Consider the following 13,487-nt stretch of genomic DNA (forward strand, 5'->3'; position numbering starts at 1 on the left):
AGGGGAATTGTCTTGCGGGGATCGTTTGTTACCGTGGACGTGGCACCGGCCCGATCCAAGCCCCCGGGCCCAACCTTCGTCGCTACGAGCGACCACTTGCCGCGAGGCGAGCATGGCGGGTCGGTGCCACCTGAACGAGACGAGAGGCCCGCGCCGACGGCGCGGGCCTCTCGCATGCTCCGGTGCGGGCGGTCCCCGCTTGGGCGCCTCAGTCGCGGAGCAGGTCCGGCACCCCCGCGGCGTCCGGTTCGTCCCGCTCGCCGGAGACGATCGTCAGCTGCTGGGTGGCCCGGGTCAGGGCGACGTAGAGCACGCGCAGCCCGGCGGGCGACTCGTCGGCGATCTCGGCGGGCGAGACGACGACCGTGGCGTCGTACTCCAGGCCCTTGGCCTCCAGGCTGCCGAGCGCCACCACGCGGTCGCCGAGTCCGGCCAGCCAGCGCCGGGCCTCCTCGCGGCGGTTCATCGCGACCACGACACCGACGGTGCCGTCGACGAGGTCCAGCAGCCGGGCCGCCTCCGCCCGGACCGCCCGGGCGAGGCTCTCCTCCACCACCGCGAACCGCGGTTGCACGCCGGTGGAGCGCACCGCCGTCGGGGACGGGGAACCCGGCATGGCGAGGGCGAGCACCCTGGCCGCAAGCTCGGCGATCTCCGCCGGGTTGCGGTAGTTCACGCTGAGCTCGAAACGGCGTCGCGGGCGGGTGCCGAGCGCCTCGTCACGGGCCGCCGCCGCCTCGTCCGGGTCGGACCACGAGGACTGCGCCGGGTCGCCGACCACGGTCCAGGTGGCGTGCCGGCCGCGGCGGCCCACCATCCGCCACTGCATGGGCGTGAGGTCCTGCGCCTCGTCCACGATGACGTGCGCGTACTCGGTGCGCTCCTGCGCGAGGCGCTCGGCGCGCTCCCACTGGGTCTCCTCGCGCTGCGGCATCAGCTCGTCCAGGCCGGTCAGCTGGTCCAGCGGGTCCAGCTCGCGCCGCTTGCGGGGGCGGGCCGGGGTACCGAGCACGGCCTGCAGCTCGTCGAGCAGGGCGATGTCGTGCACCGAGTGGCCCTCGCGGCGCAGCGAGCGGGCCACCTTGCGGACCTCGCCCGGGTTGAGGATCCGCCGGGCCCAGCGGCCCAGGCGCCGCTCGTCCGCCATGGCCGCCAGCACCGCGCCCGGGGTCAGCTCCGGCCACCAGGCGTCGAGGAAGGCGATGAACGGGTCCTCGGAGCTGACGTCCTCGTCGAAGGAGGAGCGCAGCTCGGCGGTCAGCTCGGGGTCGGAGTGCCGGGTACCGGCGCCCGACTTCTGCCACAGCGCGTCCAGGATCAGCCGGCGGGCGCGGGGGCGCAGCAGGTTGACGGGCGCGGTGCCGCCGAGGACGGTGCGGCGGATGCCGGCCAGCTCCTCGCCCTCCAGTTCGAGGCGGCGGCCGAAGGCGACGACCCGCAGCAGGGTCGGCGAGCCCTCCGGCTCCAGCGCCCCGCGCGCGGCCCTGCGCAGCACCCGGAGCATGCGCGAGGAGCCCTTGGCGCGGGCGGTGGCCGGGGAGTCGTACAGCGTGGCCTCGGCGCCGTCGACCAGCGAGCCGATCGCGCGGATCGCGACCTGCCCCTCCTCGCCGAGGGAGGGCAGCACGCCCTCGGTGTACGCCACCAGCAGCGGGGTCGGCGAGACGATCAGGATGCCGCCCGCGTACCGGCGCCGGTCCTGGTAGAGCAGGTACGCCGCCCGGTGCAGGGCGACGGCGGTCTTGCCGGTGCCGGGGCCACCCTCGACGTACGTCACGGAGGCGGCGGGGGCGCGGATGACCAGGTCCTGCTCGGCCTGGATGGAGGCCACGATGTCCCGCATGGAGTGGGTGCGGGCCTGGCCGAGGGCGGCCATCAGGGCGCCGTCGCCGACGACGGCCAGCTCCTCGCCGTCCAGGCTGGCGCGGACCTCGGGCCGCATCAGGTCGTCCTCGACCCCGAGGACGCGCCGCCCCTTGGAGCGGATCACCCGGCGGCGCACGACCCGGCCGGGGTCGACCGGCGTGGACCGGTAGAACGGGGCGGCGGCGGGCGCCCGCCAGTCGATGACCAGCGGCGCGTAGTCCTCGTCGAGGACGCCGATGCGGCCGATGTGCAGGGTCTCGGCGATGTCGGCGGTCCGGTCGGGCCGCAGGGCGCCCTCGGCGGGCTCCACCGCCGTGTACGCGCCGTCCGGGCCCTTCTTGCCGTCCTTGCCGAGCAGCAGGTCGATCCGGCCGAAGAGGAAGTCCTCGAACTCGTTGTTCAGACGGCTGAGGTGGACGCCGGCCCGGAAGACCTGCGCGTCGCGCTCGGCCAGTGCGCCGGGCGTGCCGACGTGGCCGCGCTGGGCGGCGTCGTGCATGAGGAACTCGGCCTCGTGGATCTTCTCCTCGAGCCGGCGGTACACCCGGTCCAGGTGTGCCTGCTCCACGCTGATCTCTCGGTCCCGTACGGAGTCCTCCCGTGCGGACTTCTCCCGTACGGAGTCGTGCACCGAGTCGACCGCTGAGTCCTGTTGCGCCTGTGCGGCCACCGGGCCCCCTTCTGACGTGCTGGGCAGCCGTCAAAGGTACGCGAAGGGGGCGCCGGAAGCTACGCCACGCCGGGTGCCCGCGCTACGCGTCCACCTCCACCAGCCGCTCGCCGTCGAAGGTCATGACCTCGAAGTGGTCGATCTGGTTGGGTTCGAAGGCGGCGCCGCCGTGCACGTAGAGCGGCTTCTTCGCCTTCTCGGTGGTGGCGTCCGGGATGCCGTACCCCCAGTCCGGGACGGTCCAGGAGCTGAGCGTCTCGCGCTCGCCGTTCTTGCCGACGGCGATCAGGGAGCACTTCTGGGGTCCCTTGACGTTCTTCAGTTCCAGGACCGCCTCGGTGCCCCAGGCCTTCTTCTCCAGCGCCACGGTCGCGCTGACCTCGGTGGCCGGGTCGGTCGCGGTGACCCGGTCGGGCATGGCGGCGAAGGCGGACTCGGCGGGGCCGGCGGCCGTCCGCGTCGCCTCGGTCTTCCGGCCGCCACCACCGTCGTCACCGCCTGCGGTGGTCGCCACCGCGGCGAACGGGCCGCCGATGATCAGCGCGGCCGCGGTGCCCACCAGGTAGAAGTTGCGGCGCCGCTTGCTCGCCCGGCGCTCGGCGACCTCGTCGACGAGCTTCTCCGCCAGCCGCGGGCCCGGTTTCACCGTCAGCGACTCGGCGATCGCGGGTGTGCCGGTGCCGGGGAGGTCCGCGAGCGCGGCCATCATCGGCTCCATGCCGGCCAGCTCGTCGAGCTGCTGGGCGCACCACTCGCAGCCGGCGAGGTGGGCCTCGAAGGCGGTGGCCTCCGCGTCGTCGAGGATGCCGAGGGCATAGGCGCCGACGGTCTCGTGCTCGTTCGGCGCCGGTGATCCCTGCATGGGGACAGAATTACCCGTATCACCCGGGCCGAATCCCCCGCCGAATCCCTGAACTCCCCCGTACCCGCTCATCACGCCGTCACCCCCCGCTCCTCCAGAGCCAGCTTCATCGAACGCAGGGCGTAGAACACCCGGGAGCGCACGGTGCCGCTGGGTATGCCCAGTGTCTGCGCCGCCTCGTTGACGGTACGCCCCTTGAAGTACGTCTCGACGAGGACCTCACGGTGAGCCGGGGTCAGGTCGTCGAGCGCGTCCGACAGCGTCATCAGCCACAGCGCCTTGTCGATCTCGTCCTCCGCGGGGATGACCTCCAGCGGCGACGGATCGACCTCCTGCGGCCGGGCCTGCCGGCTGCGGTGGCCGTCGATGACGATGCGCCGGGCGACCGTCACCAGCCAGGGGCGTACCGATCCGGTCGCACGGTTGAGCTGACCGGCGTTCTTCCAGGCACGGATGAGCGTCTCCTGGACGACGTCCTCGGCGCGCTGCCGGTCCCCCGCGACCAGCCGCAGCACGTACGCCAGCAAGGGGCCCGCGTGCTCCCGATAGAGGGCGCGCATCAGCTCCTCGTCGGGTTCCGAGGACGACTGGGACATGCGATGTCGGGCCCTCGCACCACGTTCACCGGCCACGACGGAATCCTTGCGCACGCCCACCTCCGATGTCCGGGGGTTCCCCCAGTCGATCGCTCGCCCATCCGGTACGTGCGCGAAGTGCGGGGCGTTCAAAGCGCGTCGACAGTTTTCCGAGGGACGCGTGACGAAGGGGACGCGGGGGGACTTACCGGGCGAGGGCGGCGCGCCTGCGGTGCCGGGCGACGCGTTCGCGGTTGCCGCAGATCTCGCTGGAGCACCAGCGCCTGCGTCGGCCCCGGGAGGTGTCCACGTAGACGATCGGGCAGTTGTCGCCCTCGCACTGCCTGAGGCTCGCCCGTGCGACGGGGTCGGTGAGCAGCTCCACCGCGTCCCGGGCGAGGGCGCCGAGGAGGGCGGCGCACTCCGGCGGCCCGGTCAGCTCCCGTACCAGCGCGCCGTCCTCGCCGTGGACCGCGCGCGGGGCGGGGGGCGCCGCGGCGGCGAGGGTGTTGACGCGGTCGAGCGCGAGGTCGTACGGGTGGGCCCGGGGCGCCGGCCGGCCGCGCACCAGTCTCGTCGTCTCGCGGCGCAGTTCGCGGAAGGCGGTCAGCCAGGAGGGATCGGCGTGGGTCAGCGGGGTGCCGGGCGGGACGAGTCCGGAGCCGGTGATCCAGGCGCGCAGCACCTCGACGGACTCCAGCCGCTCCACGGGGTGGGTGGTGGCGATGAGGTCCAGGCAGATCCGCCCGGTGTCGAACCGCAGCTCGTACGGGTCGGTGGCCGTACCCAGTGCCATGTTCCTGTCACCGCCTAGGGGTTGACCGGTGGGGCGGGCCGGAGGGGGGACCATGTGGTTCGCTCCCTCTACAGTGCCTGCCCGCTCCCGCGCCCGGAACCCCCCGTACCGCCCTGCCGTGAGCGGGGCCGGCGCACCGGCCGGGCGCGGGGCGGGCCGGGCGCCTCCCGGCCCCCGACTCGGGGCACCGGCCCGCGACTCGTACCGTGAGACGGGTGCTTGGGGCCGATCCGGCCGGGCCGTCCTCGAAGTCCCCGGCGCTCCCCCCCTCGAAGGGCTCGAGCGAGGTCCACGACGAGGGCCCCGACGACGACCTGGCGGAGTACGCGGCCGAGACGTACTTCGCCGCGGAGCCGGCCCACCCCGAGGTGTACGCGCTGAAGCTCGCCGACGGGGCACGCTCGGCCTCTTCCCGACCGCGCACACCAGCGAGCTGATGCTCAAGCCGCGGTACCTGAGCGGCTTCGACATCACGCCCGACGACGAGGAGGCCCGCTACGACGCCACGAAGCGGGACGTGGTCACCGACGAGTTCCAGGGCCAGGCGCTCGCCGTGCTGGACCCGCAGGACAAGCCGCGGGAGACCGCCGTCGAGTACCGCATGGTCGACTCCCGGTGAGAGGCGTGCCCCGCGCGGACGCCACCCGCACGGGGCACGCCTCACCCGTCCGTGTACTTGGCGTCCGTGGCCGGGTCCAGGGCCAGGCGGTAGCCGCGCTTGACCACCGTCTGGATCAGCTTCGGGGTGCCGAGGGCGGTACGCAGGCGGGCCATCGCCGTCTCGACGGCGTGTTCGTCGCGGCCGGTGCCCGGCAGGGCGCGCAGCAGGTCCGCGCGGGGCACGACCCAGCCGGGCCGCCGGGACAGCGCCCGCAGCAGGGACATGCCGGCGGGCGGCACGGCCCGCAGCTCCCCGTCGACGAGCACCGCGTGGCCGCGGATCTCCAGCCGGTGCCCGGCGACCGGCAGGGCCCGGGCACGGCCCGGCAGTTCCTGGCAGAGCAGCTGCACGAGAGGGCCGAGCCGGAAGCGCTCGGGCTGGACCGTGTCGATGCCGTGCCCCTGGAGCGGCACCGCGGTGACCGGGCCCACGCAGGCGGGCAGCACGTCGTGGCCGAGCGCGGCGAGCAGCTCGGGCAGCAGGCCGCGCTCCTCGGCACGGGACAGGAGGGAGGCCGCGGCGGGCGCGCTGGTGAACGTCACGGCGTCCAGGCCCCGCGAGACGGCCGCGTCCAGCAGCCGGTCGACCGGGCCGAGGTCCTCCGGCGGCAGCCACCGGTACACCGGCACCCCGACGACCTCGGCGCCGCCCGCCCGCAGCGCCTCCACGAACCCCGGCAGCGGCTCACCGTGCAGCTGGACCGCGATCCGGCGCCCGTCGACGCCCTGCTCCAGCAGCCGGTCCAGCACCTCGGCCATGGACTCCGAGGCCGGTGACCACTCCTCCGTCAGGCCGGCGGCCCGGACCGCGCCCTTGACCTTGGGCCCCCGGGCGAGCAGTTCCACGGACCGCAGCCGCTCCAGCAGGGCGTCCCCGAGCCCCCAGCCGTCGGCGGCCTCGACCCAGCCGCGGAAGCCGATGGCCGTGGTGGCGACGACGACGTCCGGCGCCTGGTCGATGAGCTGCTTGGTCGCGGCCAGCAACTCGCTGTCGTCGGCGAGCGGCACGATCCTGAGCGCCGGGGCGTGCAGGACTACCGCACCGCGCCGCTGGAGCAGCGCGCCCAGTTCGTCGGCCCGGCGGGCGGCGGTCACGCCCACGGTGAATCCGGCGAGGGGGCCGTGGTCGGATCGCTGTCGTTCGTCGTCCATCACTCTCGTCCCGATCGTCCCGGTCGTCGTGCTGCGTGCACGGCGACCGAGCCTGTCAACGGTGCGTGACAGGCTCGGTTCCGCTTCATGTCACCAGTGTTACGTCATACCTCGGCGTAGCTGAGCCGGGCCTTCGGCTCGGCCGGGTGCGACGGGCCGTCCGGCACCGGCGGGGCCGGACGGCGAAGGTATACCGCCCAGGTGACGGCGAAGCAGACGGCGTAGTAGGCGAGGAAGGCGACGAAGGCGCCGGTGCCCGAGCCGAGGGAGAGGAAGGACTGCCGGAAGGCGAGGTTGATGGCGACGCCCCCGAGCGCGCCGACCGCGCCGATCAGGCCCATGGAGGCACCGGAGAGCCGCCGCCCGTGCGCCACGGCCTCCTCGCCGGTCAGCCCCCGGGCCAGCGCCTTGTTCTGGAAGATGCCGGGGATCATCTTGAACGTGGACCCGTTGCCGAGCCCGCTGAGCACGAACAGGACGACGAAGACGGCCACGAACAGCCCGAGCGACCCGGCCATGCTGGCCGCGACGAGTACGGCGGTGGCGGCGGCCATGGCGACGAAGTTCCACAGCGTGATCCGCGCGCCGCCGTACCGGTCGGCGAGCCTGCCGCCCAGCGGCCGGATCAGCGAGCCGAGCAGCGGGCCGATGAAGGTGAGGTACGCCGCCTGGAGCGGGGTGCGCCCGAACTGGGTCTGGAGCACCTGCCCGAAGGCGAAGCTGTAGCCGATGAAGGAGCCGAACGTGCCGATGTACAGCACCGCCATGATCCAGGTGTGGGCGTCCCGGGCGGCGTCCTTGGCGGCCCCGGTGTCGTTCTTCACGGTGGCGAGGTTGTCCATGAAGCAGGCGGCGAGGACGGCGGCGACCAGGATCAGCGGGATGTAGATGCCGAGCAGGACCCGCGGACCGCCGCTCGCCCCGATGATCGCGAGGGCGGCCAGCTGGATGACAGGCACGCCGATGTTCCCGCCCCCGGCGTTGAGGCCGAGCGCCCAGCCCTTCTTCCGGAGCGGGAAGAAGGCGTTGATGTTGGTCATGGAGGAGGCGAAGTTGCCGCCGCCGACGCCCGCGAGCAGGCCCACCAGGAGGAAGGTCGAGTACGACGTCCCGGGCTCCATGACCAGGAAGGCGGCGACCGTCGGCACGAGCAGCAGCCCGGCCGAGATGATCGTCCAGTTCCGCCCGCCGAAGACCGCGACCGCGAAGGTGTACGGCACCCGGACCACGGCCCCGACCAGCGTCACCACGGACGTCAGCAGGAACTTGTCGGCCGGCGTCAGCCCGTACTCCGGGCCCATGAAGAGCACCAGCACGGACCACAGCGTCCAGACCGAGAACCCGATGTGCTCGGAGAGGACGGAGAAGAAGAGGTTACGCCGGGCGACGCGCTCCCCCGTCTCCTTCCAGAAGGTCTCGTCCTCCGGATCCCAGTGCTGGATCCAGCGGCCGCCAGGGACTGTCATGACGCCTCCACGGTGCTCCGTAGCTCGGTTGCACCGACGGTAGGCAGCACGCGTTTCGGGCCTGTGGGGCTGTGGATGACCGCGAGGGAACGTTGCTCTCACCCGGCACCGGGGGGCGGTGAGAGGTCGCCGCACGGCCCGCCGTCAGCCCCGGTGGGCCGCCCGGGAACGCGAGGGGGCCGCGGCGCGTTTCGTGCCGTTCGGCCACAGCCGCGGCTTCCGCTTCGCCGCGAGGTCCTCGACCCAGCCGACCGCCAGGACCATCAGGCCGATGAGGGGCCAGACGAGGGCGAACATCCAGATCGTGTACGCGCTGTCGAGGGCGCCGACCGCGCGCTCGCTCTGCATGAACGGGAGCTGGTAGGCCAGGTCGATGATCGGCACCGTCGCCATGATCAGCAGGTTGTGCCACAGGTAGATGGTGACCGCGCGGTTGTTGGAGAGGGTCACCAGCTTGTCCCACCTGGCCAGGCGGCCGGGGAGTTCCTGCCACGACGGGGAGTACTGGAGCAGGATCACGACGAACCCGAACGACCAGGTGGCCTGGGCCAGCGGGATGTCGTTGAGGTCCCAGCCGTCGGGGCCCAGGTGGTTCGAGGCCCACCACAGGCCGAAGGCCATGACCAGGGAGGCGCAGGAGACGGAGACGTACCGCGGGATCCGCTTCAGCAGGCCGTCGTGGTGGGCGAAGCCCAGGACCCAGCAGCCGCCGTAGACCGCGAAGTCGGTGACCGCGTTGCCGGTCTCCCCGGGGATCTTCACCAGGTCGGTGCCGACGACCGCGGTCAGCGCCAGCGGGGCCAGCAGCGTCGGCCAGGGGGCCTTGCGGAACAGCCACAGCAGCAGCGGCGAGGCGATGACGAACCAGAGGTAGGCCCTCAGGTACCACAGCGGCCCCGCGGCCTGCACCGCCCAGGTGTCCTCCAGCAGGCCGGACGCGGAGCCGACGTGCCAGGGGTAGGGCGGGGCGCCGATCGGGACGAGGTAGTTGAACAGCTCGATCAGGCCCCAGGTGCCGCCGCGGTCGGGGTCGTCCGCGGGGTTCCAGCCGTTGGCGAACATCATCGTCAGCACGACGACGGCGAACACCCACATCGGCGGCAGGAGCCGGCGCACGCGCCCGCGGATCACGCCCAGGGCCGGACGCTTCAGCGAACGTGCCATCAGCGAGCCGGCGAGCGCGAACATCACGCCCATCGACGGGAACACCACCGAGAGCCAGGCCCAGCCGAAGAGGTGGTAGACGACGACCCGGACCAGGGCGATGGAGCGCAGCAGGTCCAGGTACCGGTCGCGGCCGCCCTTCCCGGCGGCGGGGGCGGCCGGGGCGGGCTCGGCCGCGATGGCGGTCGCGGGGACGGTCGCGGGTGCGGGAACCGGCGCGGGCTCCGTCGTGCGCTGCCGCGGGACGGCGTACGGCGTCCCCGCCGCTCCGTCCGGCATTCCGGTGGCCCCGTTCGGCATCCCCGCGGCTGTGCCCGGGCCACCCGCGTACGGGGTGCCGTAGGGGCTGCCGGCCGGTTCCGGGCTCGCACCCGTACCGGTCGTGTGTCCGTGGGTCATGCCACGGGCCTCCGATCGTCGTGACGCGCCGCACGCTGCTGCGGCACGGTGCCGCCGGGCGCCCCGACGACACCGGTGCGGCGCAGCTTCTGCCAGCGCAGCCGGCCGCCGGTGAGCGCCGTGATCCAGGACTGGAGCAGCACGACGTACATGAGCTGGCGGTAGAGGATCTGCTGCAGCGGCAGCGAGATCAGGTGGGTCATGCGCTCGCGGTCGAGCCGGAAGGCGTACGCCGCGCAGACCGCCTGGATGGCGAGGACGCCCAGCCACGCCGTGATCGTCTTCTGCGTGGGGCCGAAGACGATGCCGTAGAGCAGGAAGACGTCGATCAGCGGCGCCAGCAGCGGGGCCAGGACCATGAACAGGGAGACGAAGGGCAGGCCCACGCGGCCGAAGCGGCCCGAGGGGCCCTTCTCGATCACCGCGCGGCGGTGCTTCCAGATGGCCTGCATCGTGCCGTACGACCAGCGGTAGCGCTGCGACCAGAGCTGCTGCACGGTCTCGGGGGCCTCGGTCCAGGCGCGGGCGTTCTCGGCGTAGACCACGCGCCAGCCGGCGCGGTGCAGCGCCATGGTGACGTCGGTGTCCTCGGCGAGGGTGTCGTCGCTCATGCCGCCGATGGGGGCGAGGGCGGAGCGGCGGAAGGCGCCCACGGCGCCCGGGATGGTCGGCATGCAGCGCAGCACGTCGTACATCCGGCGGTCCAGGTTGAAGCCCATCACGTACTCGATGTGCTGCCAGGCGCCGATGAGGCTGTCCTTGTTGCCGACCTTCGCGTTGCCGGCCACGGCGCCCACCTTCGGGTCGCCGAAGGGCTGGACGAGTTCGCGGACGGTGGACGGTTCGAAGACCGTGTCGCCGTCCATCATCACGACGATGTCGTGACTGGCGTTGGCCAGGCCCCGGTTGAGCGCGGCGGGCTTGCCCGCGTTGAGCTGGCGGATCACCCGGACGCCCGGCAGTCCCATCGCCTCGACGATCCGTGCCGTGCCGTCGGTGGAGCCGTCGTCGACGACGATGATCTCGACGGGATGGTCACTGGCCATCAGCGACAGGACGGTGTTCTCGATGCACTTGGCCTCGTTGTACGCCGGGACCAGCACCGTCACCGGCTGGGTCACCGGTGGGCCCCAGCGGAAGCCCTTGCGGCGGACCCGGCGGGCGTGGATGCCGGAGAGCAGCAGCATCAGCACGAAGCGGCCGATGACCAGGGTGCCGATGATCGCGAGCCCCACCACCAGGCCGTCGGTGAGCTTCTCCGACGCCTGGACGAGGAAGACCCAGGCCTTGCCCTTCCACAGTTCGGCTCCGGTCACCGGGCTCATGGCGCTGGGCGCGTCCAGGGCCTCGGTGAGGTTGTCGAACTCGTAGCCCTTCTTCTGCAGGTCGGGCAGGAACCGGTCCAGCGCGGCCACGGTCTGGCTGCGGTCGCCGCCCGAGTCGTGCATCAGGACGATGGCGCCGTCGCCGTTCTTCGGCGTGGCGCGGCGGATGATCTCGTCCACGCCGGGCCGCTGCCAGTCCTCACTGTCGGTGTTGTTGACGACGGTGATGTAGCCGCGGCTGCCGATGTACTCGGTGACCGGCCAGGACTTGTTGTCCATGGCGTCGGCGAAGGAGGAGTACGGCGGCCGGAAGAGCGAGGTGCGGATGCCTGCCGCGCCGGTGATCGCCAGCTGGTTCTGCGACAGCTCCCGGTCGATGCGCTCCTTCGACTGGAAGGAGAGGTCGGGGTGGTTGAAGGTGTGCAGGCCGACCTCGTGGCCCTCGTCGACCATGCGCTGGACGAGGTCGGGGTAGCGGGAGGCCATGGTGCCGGTGACGAAGAAGACGCCGTGCGCGTCGTGCTTCTTCAGCACGTCCAGCACCCGCGGGGTCCAGGTCGGGTCGGGGCCGTCGTCGAACGTGAGGACCAGGTGGTGGTCGGGCACGCTCAGGCTCTCGGTGCGGCCGCCCCGCACGTCGATGACCGGGCCGCCCTCGAGGATCTTCTCCGGCACCCGGTCGGTGGCGGCGGGCGGCTGGACGCGGTGGTCGGCGAGGATCTCGCTGTGCACGTAACCGCGCAGCATGAGCATGGCCGCCAGGGCGACCAGGACGAGCAGCGGAAGCAGCAGGCGCAAGGGCAGGCGGCGGCGAGAGCCCTCACGGGCGCGGCGCGCGGCCCCGTGACGGCGGGTGCGGGATGCCATCAGAGGGTGTTCTCCGGGGACAGGGACGAGGACGTGGAGGTGTGGTCCGGACCCGCTGGTCCGGCGACGGCCGCGGGCCCGTCGGCGGGCCCGGCGGCGGAGAGCGGGTCTCCCGCACCGTTGACGGTCGTGTCATCGCCGCCCGGGTCGGTGCCGGTGGTGGGGTCGACGGTGGGGCCGGTCGGTTCGCCGGTGGGCTCGCCGCCCCCCGTGGGGACCGACGGGTCCGGGCTGGCGGGGGGCGGCGCCTGCGTCGACTGCGTCGGGTCGGGATCGGTGGCGCCGCCGCCCGGCTGGGTGCCGGCCCCGGTCTCCGAGGGACCGGAGCCCGTGCCGGTGCCGGGCTGCCGCGCGGTGCCGGACGTGCCGGGCGCGGAGGCGCCGGAGCCGGGCGTCGTGCTCACTCCGCCGTCGGTGGTGGGGCTGGTCTGCGGGGCCGCGCTGCCGGTGCCGGAGGGCGGCGCCGACTGCGAGGGCAGCGGCGTGGTGTCGACCTGGCCGGCCGGCTTGCCCTCCTGCTGGCCCTCCACGGGCAGCCAGGGCGCGTTGGAGTTGCCGGACAGCAGGGTGGAGACGATGACCACGGCGTAGACCGCGCAGGCGACGCCGACGGCTATGCCGAGGCGTCGGTAGAGGCGGTTGCGGCGTCCCGAGGCGTCGACGAAGACGGGCCCGTCGGAGTTCTCCGAGCGGCTCTTGCGGTGCTGCCCGCTCTCGGCCCGGCGGATCACGCCGTCGCCGAGCTGGACGGCGTCGAGCTGGACCGTCACCTCGTGCGGGTCGTGCGTGTGATCGCCGGCGTCGGCGACGACGGCGTCGACGTCCGGGGTCTCCTGCCAGGGGTCGCGGAGGACGGTGGTGGCGGGGCCGGACACGCTCGTCGGGAAGGCGCGGGTCGGTTCGGCCGGGGAGCCCGGGACGACCGGGGGGAGGATGTCGGTCACGTCGGCGTCCACGCCGGTGTCACCCGGGCGGTTCCCGGCGGGGGTGACGCCGACGGGGGGGCTGACGGGGGGACTGACGGGGGCGGTCCGGGCCTGGTGCGCACGGGTCGGGTCCGCGCCGGCCGCGTTGGGGCCGGCCTGGTTCACGCCCGGCTGCCTCGGAACGGCCTGGTTCACGCCCGGCTGCCTCGGAACGGCCGGGTGGACACCGGCCTGGTCCGTGTCGGTCGCCGGGGTGGGGCTGCCCCAGGTGATCCGGGGCCGGTGCGACGGGTCGGTGGCCGGGCTCCCGCCCGTGGCGCCCCAGCCCGCCGGGCTGCCGCCCGCCGGACTCGGGTACGCGTGGGCCGGTCCCCCGTCCGTTCGGTCCATGCCGGTGCGGTCGCCGCCTATTCGGTCCGTGCCCGTGCGGTCCCCGCCCGTCCGCGAGCCGAGGATCTCCGTCGCGCCCGCGCTCCCGTGGGGGTCGAGCGGTCGGGTCACGGCGGTCTCCGATGACGGCTGGGCGGAACTCCACGCCCCGCCGGCACCCGCGGCGGCACCCCCGAGGCCCGCGCCGGGGCGACGCGCGGCGTCACCGGCGGCCCCGAACCATCCCGCGCCGCCCCCGTCCTGACCCGCGGAGCCGGCGAACCCACCGCCCGGGACGGACGAACCGAATGAAGCGGACGAGCCGGGCGGCATCGCGGCGTGCGGAATCTCATCGGTCACCGGAAAGGCCCGAGTGGGCGCAAACACGTC

Annotated in this window: 11 protein-coding genes; 2 read left to right on the forward strand and 9 right to left on the reverse strand. The window is 73.5% G+C overall.

What is annotated here, in order from left to right:
- Positions 1-208 precede the first annotated feature (208 nt).
- The 4 genes from ACZ6EG_RS31675 to ACZ6EG_RS31690 all read right to left on the reverse strand — a co-directional run bounded on the left by ACZ6EG_RS31675 (position 209) and on the right by ACZ6EG_RS31690 (position 4,769).
- Positions 209-2,536, reverse strand: coding sequence for a HelD family protein (locus ACZ6EG_RS31675; protein ID WP_469609815.1), 2,328 nt, complete (start codon positions 2,534-2,536; stop codon positions 209-211).
- An 82-nt stretch (positions 2,537-2,618) separates the two neighbouring features.
- Positions 2,619-3,398, reverse strand: a complete 780-nt coding sequence (locus ACZ6EG_RS31680) for a zf-HC2 domain-containing protein (protein WP_391968226.1) — start codon at positions 3,396-3,398, stop codon at positions 2,619-2,621.
- A gap of 71 nt (positions 3,399-3,469) precedes the next feature.
- Positions 3,470-3,994, reverse strand: coding sequence for a sigma-70 family RNA polymerase sigma factor (locus tag ACZ6EG_RS31685; RefSeq protein WP_007450155.1), 525 nt, complete (start codon positions 3,992-3,994; stop codon positions 3,470-3,472).
- 184 nt (positions 3,995-4,178) lie between these two features.
- On the reverse strand, positions 4,179-4,769 hold the full coding sequence (locus ACZ6EG_RS31690; RefSeq protein ID WP_391968227.1) for a CGNR zinc finger domain-containing protein: 591 nt from the start codon (positions 4,767-4,769) through the stop codon (positions 4,179-4,181).
- Between the two features lie 215 nt (positions 4,770-4,984).
- Here ACZ6EG_RS31690 and ACZ6EG_RS31695 point away from each other — a divergent pair, with 215 nt between their 5' ends.
- The gene (locus ACZ6EG_RS31695; protein ID WP_391968228.1) at positions 4,985-5,206 is read left to right on the forward strand and encodes a hypothetical protein; all 222 of its coding nucleotides are present in this window, start codon (positions 4,985-4,987) and stop codon (positions 5,204-5,206) included.
- Positions 5,206-5,388, forward strand: a complete 183-nt coding sequence (locus tag ACZ6EG_RS31700; RefSeq protein WP_469609819.1) for a hypothetical protein — start codon at positions 5,206-5,208, stop codon at positions 5,386-5,388. Before ACZ6EG_RS31695 ends, ACZ6EG_RS31700 begins: the two co-directional genes overlap by 1 nt.
- Positions 5,389-5,429: 41 nt before the next feature.
- On the opposite strand, the gene ACZ6EG_RS31705 is transcribed toward ACZ6EG_RS31700, so the two are convergent.
- The 5 genes from ACZ6EG_RS31705 to ACZ6EG_RS31725 all read right to left on the reverse strand — a co-directional run bounded on the left by ACZ6EG_RS31705 (position 5,430) and on the right by ACZ6EG_RS31725 (position 13,229).
- Positions 5,430-6,581 carry a uroporphyrinogen-III synthase gene (locus ACZ6EG_RS31705; RefSeq protein ID WP_469609822.1) on the reverse strand — a complete coding sequence of 384 codons (1,152 nt, stop codon included), beginning with the start codon at positions 6,579-6,581 and terminating at the stop codon, positions 5,430-5,432.
- Between the two features lie 104 nt (positions 6,582-6,685).
- A complete protein-coding gene (locus ACZ6EG_RS31710) occupies positions 6,686-8,047 on the reverse strand; it encodes a nitrate/nitrite transporter (protein ID WP_391968231.1) in 1,362 nt (453 codons plus the stop codon).
- Between the two features lie 144 nt (positions 8,048-8,191).
- Positions 8,192-9,610: an acyltransferase family protein gene (locus ACZ6EG_RS31715; protein ID WP_391968232.1), complete on the reverse strand. Its 1,419-nt coding sequence runs from the start codon at positions 9,608-9,610 to the stop codon at positions 8,192-8,194.
- Positions 9,607-11,802 (reverse strand): bifunctional polysaccharide deacetylase/glycosyltransferase family 2 protein, encoded by a 2,196-nt coding sequence (locus ACZ6EG_RS31720; protein WP_391968233.1) that lies wholly within the window; start codon positions 11,800-11,802, stop codon positions 9,607-9,609. Before ACZ6EG_RS31720 ends, ACZ6EG_RS31715 begins: the two co-directional genes overlap by 4 nt.
- Entirely contained in the window at positions 11,802-13,229 is a 1,428-nt protein-coding gene (locus ACZ6EG_RS31725) for a DNA polymerase III subunit gamma/tau domain-containing protein (protein WP_469609827.1), read from the reverse strand. Before ACZ6EG_RS31725 ends, ACZ6EG_RS31720 begins: the two co-directional genes overlap by 1 nt.
- Positions 13,230-13,487: the final 258 nt, after the last annotated feature.

The sequence above is a fragment of the Streptomyces sp. NPDC041968 genome, assembly GCF_055589025.1.

Coding starts and splice junctions, on each gene's coding strand:
- ACZ6EG_RS31685 (WP_007450155.1), bottom strand. CDS start 3,994: ATGTCCCAGTCGTCCTCGGAACCCGACGAGGAGCTGATGCGCGCCCTC.
- ACZ6EG_RS31715 (WP_391968232.1), bottom strand. CDS start 9,610: ATGACCCACGGACACACGACCGGTACGGGTGCGAGCCCGGAACCGGCC.
- ACZ6EG_RS31680 (WP_391968226.1), bottom strand. CDS start 3,398: ATGCAGGGATCACCGGCGCCGAACGAGCACGAGACCGTCGGCGCCTAT.
- ACZ6EG_RS31710 (WP_391968231.1), bottom strand. CDS start 8,047: ATGACAGTCCCTGGCGGCCGCTGGATCCAGCACTGGGATCCGGAGGAC.
- ACZ6EG_RS31690 (WP_391968227.1), bottom strand. CDS start 4,769: ATGGCACTGGGTACGGCCACCGACCCGTACGAGCTGCGGTTCGACACC.
- ACZ6EG_RS31700 (WP_469609819.1), top strand. CDS start 5,206: ATGCTCAAGCCGCGGTACCTGAGCGGCTTCGACATCACGCCCGACGAC.
- ACZ6EG_RS31705 (WP_469609822.1), bottom strand. CDS start 6,581: ATGGACGACGAACGACAGCGATCCGACCACGGCCCCCTCGCCGGATTC.
- ACZ6EG_RS31720 (WP_391968233.1), bottom strand. CDS start 11,802: ATGGCATCCCGCACCCGCCGTCACGGGGCCGCGCGCCGCGCCCGTGAG.